A 26,145-nucleotide genomic window follows, 5' to 3' on the forward strand; every position below is an offset into this window, starting at 1 on the left:
TATTGTGAGGTGGGCATTGTAATGCCCACCTTATTGTCGGTTCGCTGGAGTCCAACCTACCTCGAAGGGGTTACATTACTTATTAATTGCTAAAATCGCTGTATTCTTTGTTCCTCAAGGTATTAATTATTCTTGTTATCTGAAAATAAGTCTACGTACAGTTAATATTCCCATTGCAAACATCTCTAAAGTTTTAATTTTTAATGAAGATGTATTGAAACTAACTACGATTTTGAGGAAATAGGTGAAAATAGGAGAACTAAATATTAGAGCCAGTGCCCTTTCGTACAAACATTGTAAAATTGCGGCATAATTTGTTGCGAAATTCGTCTTTTAATATAATTTCAGAGTTAACGACAGAACTATACTTTGTAAGTAAGAATACTAATGCTTAAGCATATAAAGGTTTTAGCATTTTTGCGTAGTGTTACAGCTATATTAATTTTCATACATTATTATGTTGGTTATCTCATACCTAATTTAGCTAAAAGTATAACTTCATATAGTAATTTTTTTAATTAACGTAAGTTGCTAGTTAAGGGTCGTAAACGGTATTTGCATGATACAAAAAGCACATTTTAAAGTATTGGTAAATACTAAAAAATCCAAATTTTTACTTACATTCAGGCGCTTTTTGATAACTAGCAACTTGGGTTAATTAATGGATATTTATGTGTTGACTTCTTTTTTATTTTGAGCGGTTTTATTTTAAGTTATGTTTATGCTGAAAGTTTTAAATAGTAATTATCGTAAATATCTAAATCTTCACTTTACTGTAAGTTTATTCTTATAGGTGTTAATTATTATGTATGATGATTATCAGGATCTCCTGATATTATCAATTTTAATTTTATTTTTTATATAAGTACTAAAAATAACAATATTATCTTAAGTACACCCAATTATTCGTTACTCATTTATCTCAGAACAATATCGTACTCAATTTAGATAGTTCACTGGTTTATCGAAAAATCTATATCGTTAATATACAAAAGTGTCTTTCATGTAAATTTTTGAATAAAGTTTAATATTTCTTAGTCAGTAATCATTCTGATTTTATATATTTTAGTAGTTACATTAACTGCATCGTTAACCCATAAATTGCTTGAGTCAGAAATGCAGCAACATTTAAAAACTACACATTTTGTAAAATAATATATTTTTTGCAAAAATTAAATATGAAATCAATAACTAATTCATTGGCTCAAAATAAAAATAAATTATTAGCAGATGAGTGCCAAAATTCATTATCAGAAAATAACTTAGAACCTGATACTTTAACATTACCTATCTTGAAAAAATCCGAAAAAGACCTACTAATTGAGTATAATTATACTCAGCAAGCATCTATTCATCAGTTGTTTGAAGCACAAGTAGAGCTTACACCTGAGACTGTAGCAGTTGTGTTTGAAGACCAACAGTTAACTTACCGTGAGTTGAATATCAAAGCCAATCAACTAGCACAATACTTACAAAATTTAGGTGTAGGACCTGATGTCCTCGTTGGCATCTGTGTAGAACGCTCCTTAGAAATGATAGTGGGATTGTTGGGTATTCTCAAGGCGGGTGGAGCCTATGCGCCACTTGACCCAAATTATCCAGTTGAGCGCCTAGCTTTTATCTTAGAAGATGCTCAAGTTTCAGTATTGTTAACGCAAAAGCACTTATTAAATAATCTTCCTCAAAACTATACTCAAATTTTATGCCTTGATTCTGACAGAGAAATCCTATCTCAATACAGTTCAGAAAACCCCACGAGTTCAGTAACATCTGAAAATCTGGCTTACATAATTTATACTTCTGGTTCTACAGGTAAGCCCAAAGGTGTATTAATTAATCACTTCAATGTTGTGCGCTTATTTAAAGCTACCGAACATTGGTATCACTTTAACCAAGATGATGTATGGACGCTGTTTCACTCCTTTGCCTTTGACTTTTCTGTGTGGGAAATTTGGGGTGCATTAATTTACGGCGGACGGTTAGTTGTAGTGCCATATTTAGTTAGCCGTTCTCCCGAAGCCTTTTATAAATTACTTTGTAAAGAAAAAGTTACAGTTCTCAATCAAACTCCTTCAGCTTTCCAACAATTAATCCACACAGAGCAGACAATTGCTGATTCTGGAAACTTAGCTCTGCGTTGGGTAATCTTTGGTGGTGAAGCATTAGAAATTCAAAGTTTAAAGCCTTGGTTTACTCGTTACGGGTATGAGTCTCCAAGGTTGGTGAATATGTACGGTATTACAGAAACTACTGTTCATGTTACCTATCGTCCAATCACAGAAGATGATTTGAAACCAGGAGCAGGTAGTGTGATTGGTTGTCCAATTCCTGACTTGCAATTATATTTGCTAGATGAGCATAGACAGTTAGTTACCGTTGGTGTCCCTGGTGAAATCTATGTGGGAGGTGCAGGTTTAGCTCGTGGCTATCTCAATCGGCCCGATTTGACTGCGAAAGCTTTTATTGCTAACCCCTGGAGTAACGATCCGAAGGCGCAGCTTTATAAAACGGGTGATTTAGCAAGATATTTACCCAATGGAGACTTAGAATATCTCGGTCGCATTGACCATCAGGTAAAGATTCGTGGCTTCCGAATTGAACTAGGAGAAATTGAAAGAGAAATTGCTCAACATCCTGAAGTTCGCGAAATTGTCGTTCTAGCTCGGCAAGAAGAAACAGGCGAAAAGCAGTTAGTTGCTTATTTTGTTCCTCATCAGAACAGTAATTACATATCCAATCAATTGCGTAGCTTCTTAGAGCAGCGACTACCTGATTACATGGTGCCATCAGCTTTTGTGTTATTAGAATCAATGCCTTTGACTGTAAATGGCAAAGTAGATAGACAGAAATTGCCAGCACCAAGTAGAGAACGTCCGCAACTTGAACAAGCGTACATTGCTCCCCAAAGCGATTTAGAGCGACTGCTTGCAGGTATTTTATCCGAACTGCTCAAAATAGATCGCGTTGGGATTGATGATAATTTCTTTGATTTGGGAGCAACTTCAATCTCAATTTTACAAGTTGCTGTGCGAGTACAACAGGAACTTGGTATTGAGTTACCTACTGTAAAGCTATTTCAGTATTCAACGATTAGCTCTTTAGCAAATTATTTGGATTCAAACCAGAATAGCCAGCCGTCTTCTGACAAGCTGCAAAATCGCGCCCAACGCCAACAAGCCGCTCGTGCTCGTCGCCGTAATCATCAACAAGGTGTTTAAGCAATGGTAAATATGCAAGCATCCGAGAACCAAGATCCTATTGATGGTGTTGCCATTATTGGCATGGTAGGAAGATTTCCTGGCGCTGGAAATGTCGATGAGTTGTGGCGCAATCTGTGTGGGGGATTAGAGTCAACGACTTTTTTTGAAGATGAGGAGCTAGATCCCAGTATTGACCCGAACCTTTGCAAAGATCCTAGCTACGTAAAAGCTAAAGGAATCATTTCTGGGGGAGAAACCTTTGATGCTGCATTCTTTGGCATTAATCCCCTGGAAGCTGTAGTTATGGACCCACAGGCTAGAGTTTTTCTAGAGTTGGTTTATGAAGCCCTAGAAAATGCTGGTTATGAATCAGAGTCTTTTGAGGGTTTGATTGGCTTGTATGCTGGTTGTGGTCAAAATACTTATTTTGCTAACCACATTTCTGGACGTATGGAAATTGTCGATCGCATCGGTGAGTTCCAAACGATGCTAGCAAATGAAAAAGACTTTTTAACCACCCGGGCTGCTTACAAGCTTAACCTCAAAGGCCCGGCTGTCAGTGTCAATACAGCCTGTTCCACTTCTTTGGTAGCAGTCATTCAGGCTTGCCAAGCCTTAACCAGCTATCAGTGCGATCTGGCTATGGCGGGTGGTGTATCTATGACTACACCTCAAAACAGTGGTTATGTGGCTCAAGAAGACAGTATGTTGTCTGGTGATGGGCATTGTCGTCCCTTTGATGCCAGCGCTCAGGGCACAATGTTCAACAATGGCGCAGGAGTGGTTGTTCTCAAGCGTTTAGAAGATGCACTCAACGATCGCGATCGCATCTATGCAGTAATTCGGGGTTGTGGTATCAATAATGACGGTGCTGATAAGGTAAGTTTTACGGCTCCCAGTGTATACGGACAAGCAGAGGCCATTGCGATGGCGCAAGCTTATGCCAACTTTCACCCAGAAACCATCTCTTATATTGAAGCTCATGGTACAGCTACACCCTTAGGCGACCCAATTGAAATTGAAGCGCTGACGCAAGCATTTCGTGTACATACAGATGCTAAACAATTCTGCGCCATCGGCTCTCTTAAAAGCAATGTCGGACATTTAGTTGCTGCGGCTGGGGTAGCAGGGTTAATTAAAACCGCTCTCGCTCTGCATTATAAAAAGATTCCACCTAGTTTAAATTTTGAGGCTCCCAACCCCAAAATTGACTTTACCAACAGTCCCTTCTATGTCAATACCAAACTAGCTGAATGGTCGGAGGGTGAAACTTTGCGGCGAGCTGGTGTGAGTTCTTTTGGGGTCGGTGGTACTAATGCTCATATAGTGCTAGAAGAAGCGCCACAAATCCAAAGTTCAGGATCTTCGCGTCCACAGCAGCTATTGTTGCTCTCGGCAAAAACTAGTAAAGCCTTAGAGGCTGTAACAGCGAATTTACGGCAATATTTACAGTACAATGCCGAAATTAACTTAGCTGATGTAGCTTATACCCTACAGCGAGGGCGCAAAGCCTTCAACTACCGACGCAGTGTAGTTTGTCACGATATCACAGATGCGATCGCAGCCCTGCAATCTTTAGATCCCAATCAAGTAAATACCCGTCATACAGAAGTCCGCAATCCAGCCATTGTCTTCATGTTCCCCGGACAAGGATCGCAATATGTAAACATGGGACTGAATCTCTACAACCGCGAAACTGTGTTTCAGGAGGTAGTAGATGAATGTGCTGAAATCCTTAAACCTTTACTGGGTAGGGATTTACGAGAAATCATCTATCCTGTACCGAGCGATCGCGAAACTGCGGCTATCTCCTTGCGGCAAACTTGCTTTACCCAACCAGCATTATTCGTCATTGAATATGCTCTAGCGCAACTGTGGCAAAGTTGGGGAGTCAAGCCCCAAGCGATGATTGGTCACAGTATTGGCGAATTTGTCGCTGCCTGTATAGCGGGTGTATTTACCTTAGAAGATGCGCTGATGTTGGTTGCAACTCGCGGTCGCTTCATGTGGGAGTTACCAGAAGGGGCTATGCTCTCAGTGCGCTTACCAGCCAAAGAGATAGAGCCGCGATTGAGTACAGAACTAGCGATCGCCGCAATTAATGGCCCTTCCTTGTGTGTAGTTTCTGGTCCCACAGAGGCGATCGCGGCTCTGCAAAAACAACTTGAAAGCGAAGAAGTTATCTGTCGCCATTTATACACTTCCCACGCTTTCCACTCTCCCATGATGGATAGCATCATTCACCCCTTTGCTGAGGTAGTTGGGAAAGTTAAATTATCGCCTCCCCAAATTCCCTTCGTTTCCACAGTTACCGCCGACTGGATTACAGCCCAGCAAGCAACCGATCCGATGTATTGGGCTACACATCTACGCCAGACTGTGCGATTTGCTGAGGGCGTACAAACCCTATGGCAGCAGCCAAAACGACTGCTGTTAGAGGTGGGGCCGCGAATCACAACGACGACCTTAGCCCGACAACAAGCAAAAGATATTAAACAACAGATGGCGATTCCTTCTCTAGGTGATAACGCTGAGAATGAAGCTGAATGGACGGCATTACTCAAGGCAGTAGGACAACTGTGGCTAGCAGGAGTATCTATTGACTGGAGCAACTTCTATCAAAGAGAAACGCGACAACGAATTCCTCTGCCTACCTATCCTTTTGAACGCCAACGCTTCTGGATTGATCCTCTACCTCATCCCAATCGTGCAGCAACTCCCAAACTTTCAAATCCCCAGTTATTAGAAAAGGCCAAAACTCTGACAACATCTCCTCAGCAAAAACTCATTCCCCTGCTCAAAGAAACTATCGAAGAAACTTCAGGATTGGAAATCGCTAGTGTTGACGACTCGACAACGTTTTTAGAAATGGGATTAGATTCCTTATCTCTGATGCGAGTCGGTTTAGCTTTGAAGAAAAAATTTCAAGTCAAGGTAACACTTAGGCAGTTACTAGAAATTTGCCCGAATTTAGAAATGCTAGCTGACTTAATCAATCAAGCCTTGTCTCCCGAAGCTTTATCCACATTAGGATTAACAGAAACCGTTGCAGACCCCACTCCAGAAGTACCATCACCAGCACCTGTAACCACATCACCCACTTTGGTAGTCCATGAAGTTCATACAAATGGATCTGCACCTCAGATTTCTCCCCAACCAGCTGCATCTAGTTTCCTAGAAAATGTGATTAATCAGCAGCTACAAATTATGAGCCAGCAATTAGCACTATTGGCTAATCACAGCCAATCAACAATTCCAATTGTACCTGCGGTGACATCTCAAAATAATAGTATTAAGCCACAAAATGCTGTATCTGTTCCCCCAACCCAAACCAGCAAAGAATCAGCAGAAGTTACCAATAACAGCCTACGCAATCGTCCTCCGCAACCTGATGCAAAATTAGGACGAGATCCCCAAGGGAACCCCGCTTGGTATATTCCTGATACTGAGCGACCTGGCAAATATTTACAAGTTGCCAGTTTTTCCTGAAGCGGGGGTAGTAAATATTTAATAAAAAATTGATATATCAATTACCTCCGAAAGTTAGGTTTTTAACCGAACCATTTGGTTAATTTACAATCAAAGATTACGCCAAAATATTAACATTGGTAATCCAATACAGTTCAGTTAAGCATTTTTTCCTTCTCTTTGCGTCCTTTGCGTCCTTCTCTAACGAGACGCTGCGCGTTGGCGGAAGCCTCTCGCAGAGAAGGCGGTTCGTTAAAAAAATTGACTTTGGCAAAGGATTTTAGCCTTAACTGAACCGTATTGATTGGTAATCCGATCTAAGGGTCAAGAAAATAATTATTATGTTCAGGAGTAAAAAGTCTGAATGGTTTAGAGAAATGAGCAATCAAGCTAAGTAATTTGTTTCATAGTTAGTCGCATTCAGTTTAAATATCTCCCATTGTGAGCCACTAAAAAAAGCTAGAACATCTACGTTTTTTTATGAGTTTATTACCCTTTAATTCACAATCTGTATTAACATCTGTTGATTTCGATCCATTTTCAGGTGGAGAGTTATTATTGACTGCCCCTGCAACCGAATCTCAAAAAGAAATTTGGGCTTCTGTACAAATGGGAGACGGTGCCAATTGTGCTTATAATCAATCCCAATCTCTGCGACTAAAAGGAAATCTGGATGTAGAAGCTCTCCAGTGTGCTATACAACAATTAGTCCAACGTCATGAAGCTTTACGGACAACCTTTAGCACAGATGGCAATACACTCTGCATTGTTGCTTCCCTGAGAATAGAAATCCCGATCGTCGATCTTTCTGGACTGGAGTCACAGGAGCAAGAAACAAAAATAGCTAGTATCTTGCAACGAGAGGTAAAACAACCCTTTGATTTAGAACACGGCCCTCTATTTCGGGCAAAAATTGTCAAATTGCATCTGCAAGAATATCTAGCAATTTTGACTGCCCATCACATTATTTGCGATGGTTGGTCATGGACAGTGTTGTTGCCAGATGTGGGTAAACTCTATTCTGGCTTGCAACAGGGTATTGTTCCTGAATTGGAAGAACCAGATCGCTTTAGTGAATATGCGACCTTGCAAGAAGAAGAAACCCAAAGTTCAGAAGCGATCGCTATAGAAAAATATTGGTTAGATCAATTCTCTGATTCTCTACCTGTACTAGATTTCCCCAGCGATCGCCCACGTCCATTATTCAGAACCTTTAATGCTGCCCGTGAAGATTGGCATTTAAATCCCGAACTAGTTGTCAACCTCAAACAACTAGGAACAAAACTTGGTTGTAGCTTTATGACTACCATCTTGTCAGGATTAGAGGTGTGGCTCCACCGCCTGACAGGACAAAACGACTTGGTTGTAGGTGTTTTCGCCGCTGGACAAGCTGCTTTAGGTCAATATAATCTCGTAGGACACTGTGTTAATTTATTACCGCTGCGTAGCCGCATCAATGGAGAAAAATCCTTTCTTGACTACTTGCAAACGCGGCGTTCGGCTGTATTAGATGCTTATGACCACCAACAATTTACCTTTGGCAGTCTGATCAAAAAACTAGTGTTTCCACGGGATTCTAGTCGTATTCCCTTAGTACCAATCACCTTTAATATCGAGCAGGGCTTGGACGGAAACAGTTTGTCATTTGCAGGGCTGGAGGTAGAGTGTTTCTTCAATCCCCGCGAATTTGAGAATTTTGAACTATTTATCAATGCTACAGAATTACGTGGTCAGCTTATTCTGGAATGTCAGTACAACACCAATTTATTTGATGCTGATACTATCCGTCGCCGAATGGCAGAGTTTGAGGCTCTCTTAGCAGGTATAGTTGCTAACCCCAATCAAATTATTGCCAAATTGCCAATCTTGCCAACAACTGAGCAACAGTTGTTGGCAGCATGGAACAATACTCAAACAGCTTATCCTCAAGATAAATCCATTCACCAGCTGTTTGAAACTCAAGTGGAGCGAACACCAGATGCGATCGCTGTTGTGTTTCAAAATCAACAACTGACTTATCTGGAACTTGAGGAGCGTGCCAATCAGCTTGCTCATTATCTCCAAACCTTGGGAGTCAAGCCTGGAGTGCTAGTTGGCATCTCCTTGGAACGGTCAATAGAAATAGCGATCGCTCTGCTAGCTGTACTCAAGGCAGGTGGTGCTTATGTCCCCTTAGACCCCACCTATCCCAAAGAACGCTTGACCTTCATGCTTGATGATGCTCAAGTATCCGTGTTACTTACCCAAGCCAACCTACTTGATTTGTTACCAAATCAGGTAGAAGTAGTTTGTTTGGACACAGATAAAGAAAAAATTACCCATTATCCAACTCACAAACCTGTTTACCTAGCAAATACCGAGAATCTAGCCTACGTCATTTACACTTCTGGCTCCACAGGAACACCCAAGGGAGTAAAAGTTTCTCACCAAAATGTTGTCAACCTGCTGGGAAGTATGCGTGAGCAACCAGGTTTGACGCAGCAAGATATTCTGCTATCTGTCACCACTCTCTCCTTTGATATTGCCGTTCTGGAAATCTTCTTGCCGTTAATCGTGGGGGCAACTACTCTGATAGTCAGCCGTGAGGTGGCTACGGATGGTGAGAAACTGCTCAAAACTCTCAACCATTCAGGAGCAACAGTCATGCAGGCCACTCCTGCAACCTGGCGATTGCTGCTGGCGGCTGGCTGGCAAGGTTCCAAACAACTCAAGATTTTGTGCGGTGGGGAAGCATTACCACCTACTTTAGCTAAGGAACTGGTGAATCGTGCCCACAGTGTTTGGAATATGTACGGACCAACTGAAACAACAATCTGGTCTACCTGCTATCAAATTAAAGCAGACGGAATCCCTCTGATTGGTCAGCCCATTGCCAATACTGAAATTTATCTATTAGATGCTTATCAGCAGCCCGTACCTGTAGGAGTTCCTGGTGAACTTTATATCGGCGGTGCAGGTGTAGCGTTAGGTTATTTAAATAGACCTGAGCTAACTACAGAACGGTTTATCTCCAACCCATTCAGCCAAGAACCTCATGCTCGACTCTATAGAACAGGTGATTTAGTTCGTTATCGCACCGATGGCAACCTTGAGTATCTGCAACGAATCGACAATCAATTTAAAATTCGCGGTTTTCGGATTGAATTGGGTGAGATTGAAATGGTGATGGCTCAACATCCTGCTGTGAAAGAAGCTGTCGTTGTTGTGCGAGAAGATATCTCAAATGAGAAAACTTTAGTCGGTTATCTAGTTCCAAAAATACCATCGGAAGTTAAGTCTTCAGCGGAGTCTGCTAGCAGTACTCAACATATTCAAGCCTGGAATCAAAGGTGGGACTTACTGTCTGAATCAGAATCTTTACAAGACCAGACTTTAAGTGATGCTTATGCTAATAGCCCCATACAGAAGCAGACAGTAAATAATCAGCTAATCCCACAATTACGCCAGTTCTTGAAGGAAAAGCTACCAAATTATATGGTGCCCACTACCTTTGTGACACTAGATGCGATGCCCCTTACTCCTAATGGCAAAGTAGATCGCAAGGCTCTACCAACACCCGATTTTGCTCGTCCAGAACTGACGGAAGGCTATGTTGCACCTCGCACCTTGGTTGAACAGCAGATTGCTGGCATTTGGGCACAAGTCCTCAACTTAAAAAATATTGGCATTCATGACAACTTCTTTGAGCTAGGGGGACATTCAGTACTGGCGATTCAAGTCACTTCACGGTTGCGTCAAACCTTTCAAGTAGAAATACCTTTACTCAACTTATTTGAAGTATCAACTGTAGCTGACTTAGCTGAACGAGTTGAAACACTGCAATGGGCAGCGCAAAATTATCAAGCTTCTGTGACTGAAACGATCGGCGACTACGAAGAGGGACAACTATGAAAACCATTCATGAGTTTTTATCAGAACTACGTCATCTAGATGTGAAATTATGGATCGAAGACGGTAGCCTGCGCTATCGCGCTGCTAAGGAGAGCCTGACACCAGATTTACTGGAGCAGATGCGAGAACGGAAAGCCGAAATCTTAGAATTTCTCCTCCAGGCTAACTCTGTTGGTAGTAACAATCTTCCTCATATATTACCTAACATCAGAGATGGCAAACTCCCTCTTTCTTTTGCTCAACAACGCTTATGGATTTTAGAGCAATTTGATCCTGGTAATGTCTACAATATACCTCTAGCCTATCGCCTCACAGGTTCACTGAATGTGGCACTACTGGAGCAATGTCTAGTTGAAATTGTCCGCCGTCACGAAATCCTACGAGTTACCTTTACATCTATAGATGGGCAGCCTAGCCAAGTCATATCTCCAGATATGACCCTGAATCTGCCGCTTGTCGATTTGAGTCAGTTGTCTCTAGAACAGCGGGAAATTGAAGAAAAAAGACTGGCTGCTCAGGAAGCTCAACAACCTTTCGATCTTTTGCAAGGGCCATTGTTTCGCTTTAAACTGCTACGCCTAACTGAACAGGAGAATATGCTGCTCCTGAACCTGCATCATATTATTGCAGATGGTTGGTCTTCAGAGGTTTTCTTTCAGGAACTCACAACACTTTATGAAGCCTTTGCTGCTGGCAAACCCTCCGCACTACTGGAATTACCTATCCAGTATACTGACTACGTTCACTGGCAGCGTCAGTGGTTACAAGATGCAGTCCTAAAATCTCAGCTTGATTATTGGAAGCAGCAGCTAAGTGGCAACCTACCCATACTAGAGCTACCCAGCGTTAGCGAAGCTCGCCGTAGGCATCGCCCACGGCCACCTGTCCAAACTTATTCAGGCGATATCTGTAGCCAGATGCTACCGCAGGCGTTAACTGATGCCCTCAAGGCTTTGAGTCAGCAGTCAGGTGTAACACTGTTCATGACTTTATTAGCAGCCTTCAAGGTATTGCTCCATCGCTATACAGGACAAGAGGATATTTTTGTTGGCTCCCCAATTGCCGGTCGCAACCAGATAGAAACCGAAGGATTGATGGGTTTATTTGTCAATACCTTAGTCATGCGGACTGACCTTTCCGGCAATCCCAGTTTTCGGGAAATACTCGATCAAGTGCGTCAGGTAGCTTTAGGTGCTTACGCTCACCAAGATTTACCTTTTGAAAAACTGGTAGAAGAACTTAATCCAGAACGCAATGGTAGTCATTCACCACTGTTTCAAGTAATGTTCGCCATGAATCCTCCTTGGACAAAGGAGGCACGAGAAGTAGCAGGTTTGAAAATTGCCTCCACCTTTGGATACACCCACACCAGCACGGCAAAATTTGATTTAACCCTGATGATCTGTGATACAGGCAAAGGATTGAGAGCCTCTTTTGAATACAATACAGACTTATTCGATGAAGCCACGATCGCTCGGATGCTTGGACATTTCCAAACTTTACTAGAAGGTATTCTTGCTAACCCAGAGCAACGCATTTCAGAGTTACCGCTATTAACGCCAGCCGAACGGCAGCAGTTACTTGTAGAGTGGAATAATACTCAAACTGACTATCCCCGGCAGACTTGCATTCATCAACTGTTTGAGTCACAAGTCGAAAGAACACCCAATGCTGTAGCACTCGTATTTGCAGGACAAGAACTAACATACCAACAGTTGAATGAACAAGCCAATCAGCTAGCACACCACTTGCAAAGCCTGGGTGTAGGGCCAGAAGTAATGGTGGGACTGTGTGCAGAGCGATCGCTCCAAATGGTAATCGGGTTACTGGGTATTCTTAAGGCAGGTGGAGCTTATGTTCCTTTAGATCCCATGTACCCCCAAGAGCGCCTTAGCTTGATGTTAAAAGATGCTCAAGTGGAAATCTTGCTCACTCAACAACATCTGCTCGAAAAATTACCTGTGTGTGGAGCAAAGGTGGTTTATTTGGATGGTGATGCTGAAGCTATCGCTCAACATAGTCAAGAGAATCCAGTTAGCCAAACTACCGCTGAAAACTTGGCTTATGTAATTTACACATCTGGTTCTACAGGCATCCCCAAAGGTGTTACCGTCATACATCGGGGTGTCGTGCGCTTAGTTAAAGACACCAATTACATTAGTATAGATGCAGAAAATGTGTTTTTACAGTTAGCGCCCATATCCTTTGATGCTTCCACTTTTGAAATTTGGGGATGTTTGCTCAACGGCGCAAAGTTAGTGCTCATGCCAGCTCACGCACTATCGTTATCAGAACTAACAGAAGCTCTGAAATATTATCGTATAACGATACTGTGGTTAACTGCTGGTCTTTTCAACTTAATGGTAGATGAGTATGTTGAAGACTTAAAACAAGTTCGACAACTTTTAGCTGGTGGAGATGTTTTATCTGTCCCTCACATCCAAAAACTTTTGCAAGCAGGCGGAGATTGTCGCCTGATTAATGGCTATGGGCCAACGGAAAATACAACTTTTACTTGTTGCTATTCTTTAGACAGCAATATTAAAATTAATGGTTCTATTCCCATTGGCCGACCTATTTCCAATACACAAACTTACATACTGGATAGCAATTTGCAGCCTGTCCCGATTGGTATACCAGGTGAGTTATATATTGGCGGTGATGGTTTGGCTAGGGGTTATCTCAAACGACCAGAATTAACCACCGAAAAGTTTATTTATAACCCCTTTAAAAATTCACAATTTGAATCGGCTCATCTATATAAAACTGGCGATTTAGCTCGTTACTTACCAGATGGCAATATTGAGTTTATCGGACGTTTAGACCATCAAGTAAAGATTCGTGGCTTCCGCATTGAGTTGGGAGAAATTGAGGCGATATTGGGTCAACACCCAGGAGTACAGAAAAATGTCGCTGTTGTCAGAGAAGATGTTCCTGGCAATAAATTGATAGTTGCTTATCTTGTTCCTCAGTTAGGTGAAACTATTGTTAGCGATGAAATGCACAGATTTCTCAAGCAAAAACTGCCCAATTATATGTTGCCTGCGGCCTTTGTCATACTAGACTCTCTGCCACTTAATGCTAATGGTAAAGTCGATCGCAAAGCTTTACCTATGCCCAATTTAACTAATTATAAAATAGAAAAAACATTTGCTACAGCAGAAAATCCACTACAACTTCAATTAACAGAAATCTGGGAAAATGTTTTAGGAGTTCATCCGATTGGAATAACAGACAACTTTTTTGATTTAGGTGGACATTCACTGCTGGCAGTACGTCTGTTTTCTCAAATTGAAAAGATCGCAGGCAAAAATCTAGCTCTATCTATCCTTTTGCAAGCACCAACTATTGAGCAGTTAGCTAATGTTATTGAGCGAGAAATATGCTCGAAACCTGGGATTGCAGCAACACCAATAGCTGATGTCAAGTCTGAAACATCAATTCCTTGGTCATCTTTAGTACCTATTCAGCCCAACGGTTCTAAGCCTCCTTTCTTCTGTGTACATGGTTTTGGTGGAGAAGTTTTACGTTTCCGTGAATTGGCAGTGCATTTAGGATCAGATCAGCCATTTTATGGACTACAACCACAAGGGTTAGATGGAAAACAGCTTCCATATACCCGGATTGAAGACATGGCAGCGCACTATATTCAACAAATCCAGACTATTCAGCCCCATGAGCCTTATTTGATCGGCGGATACTCTTCTGGGGGTATAATTGTTTACGAAATGGCTCGGCAATTGGTCATGCAAGGTAAGAAAGTAGCTTTGCTAGTTTTATTTGATACCTACGGTTCCAGAAATATTGAATCTGTGCCATTGCAAAATCCAACCTCTCGTAATTGGAAGAGTCTTTTCGCAACTGCATCTAACTATGTTATTAAGCAGGTAAAAGGAAATACAGAGCTGCTTAAGTATCAGATTAAAGAGATACTCTGGCGGATTGTCTTTTACTTTCACCTGATTCTCAGACGCCCCTTACCTTACTCCAACCGGAAATTCATGGTGGAACAGTCCACCAGAGAAGCGCTCAGAAAATATGTTCTACAAGTTTACTCAGGTCGAGCAACCGTATTCCGAACAGAAGATAATCTTGTAGTTGGACAACAGGAGGCTGATCCCAAAATGGGTTGGGGTAAATTGGCATTAGGAGGAGTGGATATTTATGATGTTTCTGGGATTCATAATTCCATTTTTAAAGAACCCCATGTACGAACTGTATCCGAAAAAATGAAGGCTTGCATAGATGAAATTATTGCAGAAATCTAAATCTTTCTAGACTTATAGGAATATTTAACTCAGTTAAGTACAAAACTTAAGTCTCTAAGCCACATATAAAGCCTGTTTTGCTTGTGACTCTCCGAATTTAAGTAAACGATCAAAGTTATTTTTGAATTCTGTTTTAGTGATAGCTTTCTAACCTCATCTCGCTTGCGGGATGGGGTTGTTTTATGCGCGAGTAATAACTTCAACTGGCGGCTTGTTATAGATGTGTAAATGCGATCGCCAATAAAGCCTTTGCATCAGTTTTAAACCTGTGTGTAGGCGTGTTACAGGCATTTTTTGACGGTGAATAAGGACAGCAAATTACACCGCGACTTTCAAAGCTGATTCCCTATTTGCGCCATTTATTATTATTGATGGCAGACCTGATGTTATTTTCGATGGCAATGGTAATATTGATCCGCAGGTTTAGGCAGTAAATTTACTGGAGTTAACTATTTGCCTTTTATATAAGTTTAATAATTGACTCCTTCAGGATGCCAAAAAAATCCTGCCTCTACGTGATTTACTGGATATAACACGTAACGGCTGTAACGAAAAAACTATTAATTAATAAGAGTAATTATGTCAGACACCATCCCGATCGCGATCGCTACCCAGTCAACTCAAGACTTGTATGAGCAAATACCTGCTACTCACCTAGTTTTCATCGACCCACAGGTTGAGAACTACCAAAGTCTGGTAACAGGTGTATTGCCGAATACCTCTGTTGTAGTTTTAGATCCTGACCAGAATGGCATTGAACAAATTAGCCAAGTGCTGGCAACTCATCGGGAAATCAACAGCCTACACATTGTTTCTCACGGCGCACCAGGGCAAGTCTACCTGGGGAACAGTCAACTCAGCTACGAAACCCTCAACCATTATGCTTGGCAACTCATGGACTGGGCAAATGTTTTGAGTGCAGATGCACAACTGCTGTTGTATGGTTGCGAAGTTGGGCAAACAGAGCAAGGTAAAGCATTTGTACAGCGCCTGAGTGAATTGACAGGTGCAGTAGTAGCGGCGTCTGATGACTTAACGGGGAGTACTGCATTAGGTGGTGACTGGGAACTGGAAGTTTCTACGGGGGCAATTGTTCCTACTTTGGCGTTTCAGCCAGAAGTAATGGCAGTTTACGCTTCAGTACTAACTGCTCCACTCTTGTCCAAGGCGATCGCAGACCAACAAGCCACTCAAGGTATTTTCTTTACCTTCACTGTACCAGATGACACTTTCATTGATCCAGATGTCGGAGATACCCTTACCTACACTGCAACTCTGCCCGACGATACGCTTTTGCCGAATGGGTTGAACTTCAATGCTGCTACCAGGACTTTCAGTGGTACTCCTGAGAATAAGGACGTAGGTAGTATAAATATCAAAGTTACCGCTCAGGATATTGGTGGAGAAACAGCCAGTGATGTGTTTCAAATCACGATTAATAATGTCAACGATCCTCCAGTCTTGTCCAAGGCGATCGCAGACCAACAAGCCACCCCAGGTATTTTCTTCAGCTTCACTGTACCAGATGACACTTTCACTGATCCAGATGTCGGAGATAGCCTCACCTATACTGCAACTCTGGACAACGATAAGCCCCTGCCGAATGGGTTGAAGTTCAATGCTGCTACCAAGACTTTCAGTGGTACTCCCGATAATGGGGACGTAGGTAGTCTAAACATCAAAGTTACCGCTCAGGATGTTGGTGGAGAAACAGCCAGTGATGTGTTTAAACTCACGATTGGTGGTGTCAACACTCCTCCAGTCTTGTCCAAGGCGATCGCAGACCAACAAGCCACCCAAGGTATTTTCTTCAGCTTCACTGTACCAGATGACACTTTCACTGATCCAGATGTCGGAGATACCCTTACCTACACTGCAACTTTGGACGACGATACGCCTTTGCCGAATGGGTTGAAGTTCAATGCTGCTACTAGGACTTTCAGTGGTACTCCTGAGAATGAAGACGTAGGTAGCTTAAACATCAAAGTCACAGCTAAGGATGTTGCTGGAGAGCAAGCCAGTGATGTGTTTAAACTTGTGGTTGCTGACGATACTGCTGTAGTGACAAAAATTACAGGTGATATCTTTAGTGTCAAGACTAAGCTGAACATTAAAGGTGATAAAGCAAAACTCTCAGTCAATATTAAAAACAACACCTCTGAAGAGGTGAATGAACTAAATGTATTTACTGTTGACGATGAAGAAGGTAGGATTAACGGCATAGCCCCTGGTGCAGAAGGCTATACGCAAGCGGCTCTTTTGCGTTCAAAGGTGGTTTTCTCCGCTCTTGCCAATCTGCCTAATGGTTTTAATCCTGCCGACCTGAAAAACATTTTAGAATTCGATTCTGATACCAAACTCAGATTTTATCTGGTATCCAACAGTACTACTCAGGCTGTACTGTCTGGAAAAACCCCCTTCTCAAATGTGCTTTTTTCCTCAGCGACAAATAACAACATAGAAGATGAAGGGTTTTCTCTTAATTTCCAGAATTTGGTTGTGAATATTCAGCCAACCAATCAAGAGGTATCTTTGGGTACTGGTCTGCAAGGCAAATATCAAGGCGAACTGATTGATTTACGGAGTGTGACACAATCGGTAACAGCTGAGTTTCAAGTCAACAGAGAGGCATCTTACAATAACTTTGTCGGCTTCTATCAGGTGGCTGATGAAAATGGTGGTATTGACACCAACGGTGATGGCACAGCAGATATTCTCGTTGGTCAGGCTGGCTACGCCGAAGCTGCTGTGCGTGGGCGTGTTGCAGGCATTGACTTGGCGGTGGGCAACCAAGGCACTGCAAATTACACTGGCACTTTCGATCCAAATTCTTTGTTTGCACCATTTATTGTTGTGGATGGCAGACCCGATGAGATTCTCAATGGCAATGCCAATAAAAATGTTTACTTCACATTCTTGGGTGCTAACTCAGATAAGGTAGATCACATTCGGCTGTTGGGAAATAATACCTTTGGTTTTGAGGATTTACCAAATGGTGGTGACAAAGATTACAACGATATGATTGTGCAGGTCAATTTGAGTGCCAATCTTGCCTAGTATCAAAGGCGAGTAATTACTTAGGAAAATTAAACAACTTCATCCCGGTTGCGGGATGGGGTTATTTTATGCATGGTGATTAAATGGACTCGCTATTAATTAAACTAGTAAATTTACTGAAGGCAGTTATTGTCTTTCATTCATAAATTTAATAGTTGATTACTCTAGAGTGACAAAAAATCTTCAACTTTACTTTTCCAGTTAATTTTTATTAAATTAAGCTAGCAAAAAAGTGATGATAATTCTTTCATAATCAGGTATAGGTGATGTTTAACGAGGAAAGCTCTTGTCTTTCGCCATTAGTGATATTGTCAATCTCTATATTCGAGAATTTGTAAAAAATAATTCAGAAATTTAAAGTTTTTTTTATTACATAACTTTTCATTAGGGTATTTACTTAGGAAGGCATTTGTGATATTTTGATGTTGATTATCATAAATTAAAATATGCAACGCAAAATTTAACAACCGCGTTTATGTGTCTTGGTTTGATGAACAGTATTCATATTGCATACTTGCAATGCTAAATATTAATTTTAATTTTGTATAAATTATGTAGTGTTAACCAAGTGATAACTTGTCCTCGATCTATTTATACTATGCTTGGTTTTGAAAAACGCATAACAATCGTAACCGTGTGATATAAATACAGGTCTGCAATTAGACGAACCTTTCCTCTGTGCTTTTACACATTTAAACACCTGAATTCCAGAAAAGTCTTGTCACTGCTGGCATAAAACCAAACACTGCCACTGTTAGTAAAAGAGATAGCCCTTAATATTTTCGACTTAATTCCTCACTTTTACTTGTTTTATATGACTTATATTAAGAACACTTTTCCCGAATTTCTCACCGCCCTAGAGGGGTTTGAGCAGTTACCAGATGGGGCGATCGCTAATTTATCAGAACAGCTACAAGCGTGGCGTTATCGCATAGGTCAGAAAATCATCGGTAAAGAAAGTCTCCCGGAACGCATCACCATCATTTATGAAGGACAAGTGCGGCTGTTGGGATACGACACCCAGACGCAAATGCCAATCACCCTAAAATTACTGCAACCAGGGGAAATTATTGGTGAAATTGGTTTGTTGCGCGATATCGCCTGTGAAACAGCGATCGCTTCTACTGAAGTAGTATGTTTAACCTTGAGTGCATCAGCATATTTTAGCTTTCTGTCTTCATACCCAGCTTTTGCCGAAGCTCGCAAGAACCGCAGTTACTTGGTAGAAGTTTTCGATATTCTCGGTTCCTATTGGCAAAAGCAAGCGATCGCTACCTTAAATCTCAGAGAACTGGCAGAAAAAGCCTTACCACAGGCGAAAATACATTATCTCCCTTTAGGAAAAACTCCATTCAACCAACTGGATAGCAAAAGCGTTTGGTTTGTGAGTGGTGGTGGGATCACGAATTTCTCACCTGGCGATCGCTTAGAATCAGACGATGATAGAGACAAGATCCAGGTCATCGGTCAAAATCCTGCACGCTTGCTTGGTATACATCCGTCAGATTTGATCTTAGAAGATAGTCATCAGATAGAACTTGCGGTAAGTGAAACCACAGTAGATAGAGATAGTGCTGACGACCTAGATATTATTCCCTACGCATCAGACGAAATAGTTCCACAGACAGCCCCCCAAAATTCCAATAATTCGTCAAAACAAAAATACCCATTTTTTGGCGGTAAAGGAGAACTAAATTCAGCCTTCGCCTGCTTTCAAATGATCGCGAAGCACCTAGAAATGCCGTTTCGTCGAGAGGTGGTTCGCCGCATCTTAACTGAGCAAATCAAACGTCAGGGCACTATATCGTTTCAAGTTACTGCTTACCTAGCAGAGTTAATTGGGCTGAAGGCGCAGTTGATAGAGTTACCAGTCGCCTCAGTGACACGCATTCCGACACCGGCGCTGATTCATTATGGTGATAATTTTGCCGTTTTATATGAAGTAGATGCCAATACCGTAGTTGTGGGTGTTCCATCCAAAGGAATTGTGCGCTGCAAACCCGCTCAATTGGTTGAACAATTAGATGTCGATCCAACTGACTTTCCGCCCAAAGTTAGGGTATTACTGCTGACTGCTACCAACCAAACACCCCAAGAACGCTTTAGTTTGCGGTGGTTTCTGCCTTATTTGTCAAAGCACCGTCGAGTCTTGATAGAGGTCTTTATCGCTTCCTTTTTCGTGCAGTTGGCAGCGTTGGCAAATCCCCTAGTTGTTCAGTTAATTATCGACAAAGTTATCACTCAAAATAGTATTGGCACACTACATATTTTGGGGGTTTTGCTATTAGTAGTCGGACTATTTGAAGCAGTGTTGACTACCTTACGAACCTACTTATTTGTCGATACCACTAATCGGATCGATATGGGTTTAGGGTCGCAAATTATCGACCACTTACTACGTTTACCACTGCGCTATTTTGAACGCCGACCGGTGGGTGAACTTTCCACTCGCATCAACGAACTAGAAAATATCCGCCAATTCCTCACGGGTACTGCCTTAACAGTGGGTTTAGATGCTCTATTCTCATTGGTTTATATCGGTGTAATGCTGATTTACAGTTGGCAACTCACCTTAGTCGGCTTAAGCACGATCCCTGTGTTTATATTGATCACCTTAGTCGCTTCTCCCACTATTAGCAGACAGTTACGTGCCAAAGCCGAACGCAACGCCGAAACTCAATCTTATTTAGTGGAGGTGATGTCAGGCATTCAAACAGTAAAAGCGCAAAATATCGAATTGCGATCGCGCTTTTCTTGGCAAGAGCGTTACGCCCGGTTTGTCGCCGCTGGTTTTAAAACAGTTGTGACTTCTACCCTCGCTAACTCTACCAGCAACTTTCTCAACAAACTCAGCAGCTTACTAGTTTTGTGGGTAGGAGCTTATTTAGTACTGCAACAACAATTAACTTTAGGCGAATTAATTGCCTTTAGGATTATATCGGGTTATGTCACCAGCCCAATATTACGTTTAGCTCAACTCTGGCAAAGCTTCCAAGAAACTGCCTTGTCTCTAGAGCGTTTAAGCGATATTGTCGATACACCACAAGAAGGAGAAACAGACCGCTACAATATACCTTTACCTACGATCAAAGGAGCAGTGAAATATGAAAATGTTTCCTTCCGGTTTGGCACAAGTGGCCCTCTGCAACTTTCTAATGTCAACCTCGAATTTGCGCCAGGTCAATTTATCGGCATCGTCGGACAAAGTGGGTCTGGTAAAAGTACGATGATGAAATTACTGCTGAGACTTTACGAAACTGAGTCTGGCAGAATTTTGATTGATGGTTATGACATTGCCAAAGTGGAACTTTATTCGTTGCGACGACAAATTGGCGTAGTTCCCCAAGAAACATTATTGTTTGACGGCAGCGTTCAGGAAAATATTGCCCTAACCAATCCCGATGCCACAACCGAAGAAATTATCGAAGCGGCTCAGGTTGCGTGCGCTCACGAGTTTGTCATGAACTTGCCCAACGGTTACAACACGCGGGTGGGAGAACGGGGTTCTGCACTTTCAGGTGGACAACGACAAAGAATTGCGATCGCTCGTTCTGTTTTACAACGACCAAAACTATTAGTTTTAGATGAAGCAACTAGCGCATTAGATTATCCCACAGAACGGCAAATATGTCTCAACTTAGCTAAAGCATTCAAGGGTGATACAGTATTTTTTATTACCCACCGACTAAACACTGTAAGTAATGCAGACATGATTGTTGTAATGGATAATAGCAGGGTTATAGAGCAAGGTAGCCATCAAGAATTAATGGCTACTAAGGGTCATTATTATTACCTGTATCAGCAACAAGATGTAAACTTGTAATTAGTCATTCTTGAGGGCAAAGGTTTTTGGCATCGGGAAACATTGCCCACCTTACAAAAAAGTCAAAATCCAAAATCCAAAATCGTTATGACTCAACTTAATGGGAATCATCTCAACGGCAATCATAAAAACGGCAATCATAAAAATGGAGTGAAGCAAGATTCACGGGTACTGACAAAACAACAGAAAGCTATTCAAGAGTCTTTAACTAACTCAAACACTCAGGAATTTGAGCAATCCATTGTCTTGCGCCAATCTCCAATTTGGTCGCGTACAATCATGATTACACTCATGGGGCTAGCCTGTTTTGGAATAGCTTGGACTTATTTTGCAAAAATTGAGCAAGTAGTGCCAGCAACAGGGCAATTAAAACCGCAAGGAACAGTCAAAGAAGTTCAAGCTCCTGTTAGTGGAGTGGTGAAAACAGTTAATGTTAAAGATGGACAAGAAGTAAAGCCAGGTGATTTGTTGCTAACTTTTGATTCCATAGCCTCTGTTGCCGAATTAAATTCTTTGAATAAAGTTCGCCTTGCATTAATGAAAGAAAACCAGATTTATCGCCGATTGATGAATGCAAGCACGGCCACTGGCTCGGAACTGTTATATTTGCGCGGTAATTTGCCACAAGAAACTGCTTTTCTGCTGAAAAGTCGGGCAGCATTAGTAGCAGAAAATGAATTATTCCGCACTCAATTAAAAAATTCTGGTCAAGATTCTGGAGTAGGAATTGATGAACAACAACTTCTACGAGTGGCTAAACAAGAATTAGACTCTCGCTCCTCATCAGCACGATTAGAAGTAGAAAAAACCAAAAAAGAATTTACTCAAAATCAAATTAAGCTGGAAGATAGTAAATCAAGTTTAGCTATTCAACAGGGAATTTTAAATAAACTGAAGGTATTAGCAGAAGAAGGTGGTATTTCTCAACTTCAGTATCTTAACCAGAAACAAGAAGTTCAAAACCGCACGGCGGAAGTAGCGCAACTAGGTGAGGAACTGAAACGCCTCCAGTTTGATATAGAAAAAGGACAACAAGAGTTAAGCAATACGGTCGCTGTTTCTGATAAAAACATTTTGGATAAGATAGCTCAGAACAAACAGCAGATTGCCACAATTGATAGCCAATTCATGAAAGTTGTGTTGGATAACGAGCAGCGTTTGGCAGATGTCAATAGTAAAATATCTCAATCACAGTTAAACGTGAAATATCAAGAACTACGCGCACCTGTAGCTGGAACAGTTTTTGATTTGCAAGCAAAAAATCCTGGATTTGTCGCAACTCCAACTACAAAACTGTTGCAAATTGTCCCCAATGAAAACTATATCGCTGAAGTTTTCATCACTAACAAAGATATTGGGTTTGTGCGAAAAAATATGAAGGTAGATGTCAGAATTGACTCCTTTCCTTACAGCGAGTTTGGCGATATCAAGGGAGAAGTGATTGGGATAGGTTCAGACGCATTACCACCAGACCAAACCCATCAGTTTTATAGATTTCCGGCAAAAGTCTCATTAGATAGGCAATCCCTATTGATTAAGGGTAAAAAAGTTAACTTGCAATCAGGTATGTCCATCAGTGCCAATATAAAAGTGCGCGAAGAACGGACTGTGCTTAGTTTATTCACTGAGTTGTTTACCAAGCAAGTTGATGCTCTTAAACAAGTACGATGAAGAGGGTTGAGTTAAAAGATTGCAGTGGCTCTACAAGGGAAGTTGCTCCTTCACCAAATACATCCGTACTGATTACTTTTTTCTCTTTTAGCACTTAGCACGCACACTCTTCATAATGGTTAATTCTCAACGCATCGAACCCGCTCCCGGACAAGAATCAGTTTGGGATTACCCCCGTCCTCCTCTTTTGGAGGACACAACCAAACATATCCAAATAATCTTCAACGGAGTCGTAATTGTAGAAACTCATAGCGCCAAACGTGTTTTAGAAACCAGTCATCCTCCTTCTTACTACATTCCCCCAGCGGATATTAAAATGGAATATCTACAGATGACTCCGCAATCTAGCTTTTGTGAGTGGAAGGGAAGTGCTGGTTATTACACAATCCAAGTTGGCGATCGAGAAGCCCATAATGCTGCTTGGTTCTACCCTAAGCCCACACCAGCCTTTAAATCTATCAAGGATTATGTAGCTTTTTATGCTCATTTAATGGATAAATGCTATGTTAATGGCGAAGAGGTGCAACCACAACCAGGTAACTTCTACGGCGGTTGGGTAACTAGTGATATTGTTGGGCCATTTAAAGGCGCTCCTGGTACTTGGGGATGGTGATATCATGTTCGGTAAAAGACTTATCATTAAGAGCGCAGTTCTTGCTGGGGGCTCTTAGCTGGGGGAAAGAGGGTTTTAAGATTTTTGCATAGATGCCCGGAATAATAACTAATCAAGCGCACATGATATGAGTCGATTTTGGATTTTGGATTTTAAATAGCGAAACAATATCCTAACGATATCATCGGATATATGGATGGGAAGATGGGTTCATCAAAGAGATGCAAGAGAAAGCATTAGTCTGGTGAACACTTGATAAATCTAAATAACACAATCTCTTTTACCCATCTTCCGTAACATTTAAAACTCCAATTCTGTCTTCCAAAGATAGACTAATAAACCAAGTTTTATGAAATCTCAAAAAATCCAGTTTCTAGGATTACTGAATTGATGTTCTAGCTACCTAGCAGCTTTCGCTTCAAACATCAAATACGTCCCTCCTAGTCCTTCCACAATTGTGCGTGTATTGGCAATCATCATTTTCTGATAAGTGTCCGCGTCGCTTCCTGGTTCACCAAGTCCCTCAGCATATAGCTTTCTGTCAGAAATATTTACTTCAGCTTCTGTGGCTACAGATTGAATCAAATTAGGATTAATTTCCACTTTAGCAAAAATTGTTGATACTTTAGCCCGTTTAATGTTTGTAGCCAAATTTTTCACTTGTTCGGCTGTCAGCTTTTCGTTAGTACTAATACTTTGCAATCCTCCTACTAATGAAATACGGTATGCTTTGGCGTAATAATTCAGTGCATCAGAAGTTGTAACTAACTTCCGTTCTTTGGTAGGAATGCTGGCAATTCTTGACTTAATCCAGCTATCTAGTTGAGTGAGTTCATTTGTAATTTTTTTGGTATTACTGGTATAAACCTCTGCATCACTAGATTGTAATTTTCTCAAATTACTATTAATTACCTCCACCATTCTGATAGTATTTTTGGTATTGTGCCAAAGATGAGGATCGCTTACATTCTTATCACCTACCTGAAATTTTTGTGGCTTAGGCACTGCCAGTTGACCGACAGCTATTTTCGGTACAGGGTTTTTAGTCGCTTTAATTAACTCGATCAGATTTGGTTCAAAATTGTAACCATTATAAAGAATAAGATTAGCTTGTTCAATGGCTTTACGATCTTCCGGTTTTGGTTTATAAAATTGGGGGTCAGCAGTAGGGGAAATTAAGCAGGTGAGGTTAACTGTATTTCCGGCAACCTGCCTGGTTAAGTCACACAGTACGCTTGTAGTCGCTACAACTTGGGGAAGATTCTCATTTACCTGGGTGTTAGTCTGAGTGAAGGTAGTTCTTACAGCTTGATTTCCACACCCAACAAATCCAATCGTCAAGGTAGCAAAAATAGCAGGGAAGAAATTATTCAATGGTGATTTTTTTGACATCCTCAACTCCTACTGGATGTGTAACAAAAGATAATCATTATTGGTAAAGTATTAGTAAAATACCAGGGGAAAGTCTTCAGCAGGGAAGCGGTTAAGGGCTGATGGGGAAGCCTTCGGTAAAGAAAAGGGTAAAGGTTAAGGGAAGAGGAATTAATAGACTTTCTCCTTTATCACTTGTCTGTTTTCCCAGTCCATACCCAGCCATTTTTGGTTAGTGAACCACTAGTGGTCTGTCCCATTAATTCTGATAGGTGAATCAAATTTCAATTTCTCTTCTTTCCTTCTCCCTTTGCGCTCTTTGCGTCCTTTGCAGTTCGTTCTCTTTTACAGGCAAAATATTAGTTAACTGCACACGACGGGCTGGAAAACTGGTAGAGGTAGGAGCACAATAATAAAGGCAATGCTGGGGAGTCTCCAAGGAGTGTAATGTAGTTCGCTTACCATCTGTGAAGGGTCTATACCATTGTGCTTACATCCCACAAAGATCGCAAATTGACAGAATTATCAGGTTAAGGAGTGGGAGGTAGTAATGATGGGGCTTATCGAGCATACGGATTTATTTCGCAAACCGAGTCGTGAATCTAAGGCAATTGTAGCTGTGGTTTTGCAAGGTGTGGATATATCATTGTTACAAAATTGGCAAATTGGCGATTTTTTAGGCATCAGCCTTTGTTACACTAATTTTCACCTAGTAAAACCTTTCAATAGCGCTTAGAGCATCATTTAACTACTTTTATTGCCAAAATTCAGGATGTAGTTTGT

The 26,145-nt window shown here is 41.3% G+C and carries 10 protein-coding genes; 9 read left to right on the forward strand and 1 reads right to left on the reverse strand.

Annotation, left to right across the window (positions count from 1 at the left end; genetic code table 11):
- Nucleotides 1-1,178: 1,178 nt before the first annotated feature.
- The 8 genes from V7K41_RS08300 to V7K41_RS08335 all read left to right on the forward strand — a co-directional run bounded on the left by V7K41_RS08300 (nt 1,179) and on the right by V7K41_RS08335 (nt 23,991).
- Nucleotides 1,179-3,218 (forward strand): non-ribosomal peptide synthetase, encoded by a 2,040-nt coding sequence (locus V7K41_RS08300; RefSeq protein WP_334847151.1) that lies wholly within the window; start codon nt 1,179-1,181, stop codon nt 3,216-3,218.
- Between the two features lie 3 nt (nt 3,219-3,221).
- Entirely contained in the window at nt 3,222-6,689 is a 3,468-nt protein-coding gene (locus tag V7K41_RS08305; RefSeq protein WP_334847152.1) for a type I polyketide synthase, read from the forward strand.
- Nucleotides 6,690-7,148: 459 nt separating this feature from the next.
- Nucleotides 7,149-10,559 carry a non-ribosomal peptide synthetase gene (locus tag V7K41_RS08310; protein WP_334847154.1) on the forward strand — a complete coding sequence of 1,137 codons (3,411 nt, stop codon included), beginning with the start codon at nt 7,149-7,151 and terminating at the stop codon, nt 10,557-10,559.
- A complete protein-coding gene (locus V7K41_RS08315; RefSeq protein ID WP_334847156.1) occupies nt 10,556-14,827 on the forward strand; it encodes a non-ribosomal peptide synthetase in 4,272 nt (1,423 codons plus the stop codon). Before V7K41_RS08310 ends, V7K41_RS08315 begins: the two co-directional genes overlap by 4 nt.
- 579 nt (nt 14,828-15,406) lie before the next feature.
- Nucleotides 15,407-17,884: a putative Ig domain-containing protein gene (locus tag V7K41_RS08320; RefSeq protein ID WP_334847157.1), complete on the forward strand. Its 2,478-nt coding sequence runs from the start codon at nt 15,407-15,409 to the stop codon at nt 17,882-17,884.
- 814 nt (nt 17,885-18,698) lie between these two features.
- A complete protein-coding gene (locus V7K41_RS08325; RefSeq protein ID WP_334847159.1) occupies nt 18,699-21,707 on the forward strand; it encodes a peptidase domain-containing ABC transporter in 3,009 nt (1,002 codons plus the stop codon).
- An 87-nt stretch (nt 21,708-21,794) separates the two neighbouring features.
- Nucleotides 21,795-23,378, forward strand: coding sequence for an HlyD family efflux transporter periplasmic adaptor subunit (locus tag V7K41_RS08330; RefSeq protein WP_334847161.1), 1,584 nt, complete (start codon nt 21,795-21,797; stop codon nt 23,376-23,378).
- Nucleotides 23,379-23,493: 115 nt separating this feature from the next.
- Nucleotides 23,494-23,991 (forward strand): DUF427 domain-containing protein, encoded by a 498-nt coding sequence (locus V7K41_RS08335; protein WP_334847163.1) that lies wholly within the window; start codon nt 23,494-23,496, stop codon nt 23,989-23,991.
- A 399-nt stretch (nt 23,992-24,390) separates the two neighbouring features.
- Here V7K41_RS08335 and V7K41_RS08340 read toward each other — a convergent pair whose 3' ends face one another.
- Nucleotides 24,391-25,383: a metal ABC transporter solute-binding protein, Zn/Mn family gene (locus tag V7K41_RS08340; protein WP_334847165.1), complete on the reverse strand. Its 993-nt coding sequence runs from the start codon at nt 25,381-25,383 to the stop codon at nt 24,391-24,393.
- A 529-nt stretch (nt 25,384-25,912) separates the two neighbouring features.
- Between V7K41_RS08340 and V7K41_RS08345 the strand changes: the two genes are divergently transcribed.
- Nucleotides 25,913-26,098: a hypothetical protein gene (locus tag V7K41_RS08345; RefSeq protein ID WP_334847166.1), complete on the forward strand. Its 186-nt coding sequence runs from the start codon at nt 25,913-25,915 to the stop codon at nt 26,096-26,098.
- The last annotated feature ends 47 nt before the right edge of the window (nt 26,099-26,145 follow it).

Origin of the sequence: Nostoc sp., from assembly GCF_036917415.1 — a bacterium.
Classification (GTDB): domain Bacteria; phylum Cyanobacteriota; class Cyanobacteriia; order Cyanobacteriales; family Nostocaceae; genus Nostoc.

Coding starts and splice junctions, on each gene's coding strand:
- V7K41_RS08340 (WP_334847165.1), bottom strand. CDS start 25,383: ATGTCAAAAAAATCACCATTGAATAATTTCTTCCCTGCTATTTTTGCT.
- V7K41_RS08345 (WP_334847166.1), top strand. CDS start 25,913: ATGATGGGGCTTATCGAGCATACGGATTTATTTCGCAAACCGAGTCGT.
- V7K41_RS08335 (WP_334847163.1), top strand. CDS start 23,494: ATGGTTAATTCTCAACGCATCGAACCCGCTCCCGGACAAGAATCAGTT.
- V7K41_RS08315 (WP_334847156.1), top strand. CDS start 10,556: ATGAAAACCATTCATGAGTTTTTATCAGAACTACGTCATCTAGATGTG.
- V7K41_RS08300 (WP_334847151.1), top strand. CDS start 1,179: ATGAAATCAATAACTAATTCATTGGCTCAAAATAAAAATAAATTATTA.
- V7K41_RS08320 (WP_334847157.1), top strand. CDS start 15,407: ATGTCAGACACCATCCCGATCGCGATCGCTACCCAGTCAACTCAAGAC.
- V7K41_RS08325 (WP_334847159.1), top strand. CDS start 18,699: ATGACTTATATTAAGAACACTTTTCCCGAATTTCTCACCGCCCTAGAG.
- V7K41_RS08305 (WP_334847152.1), top strand. CDS start 3,222: ATGGTAAATATGCAAGCATCCGAGAACCAAGATCCTATTGATGGTGTT.
- V7K41_RS08330 (WP_334847161.1), top strand. CDS start 21,795: ATGACTCAACTTAATGGGAATCATCTCAACGGCAATCATAAAAACGGC.
- V7K41_RS08310 (WP_334847154.1), top strand. CDS start 7,149: ATGAGTTTATTACCCTTTAATTCACAATCTGTATTAACATCTGTTGAT.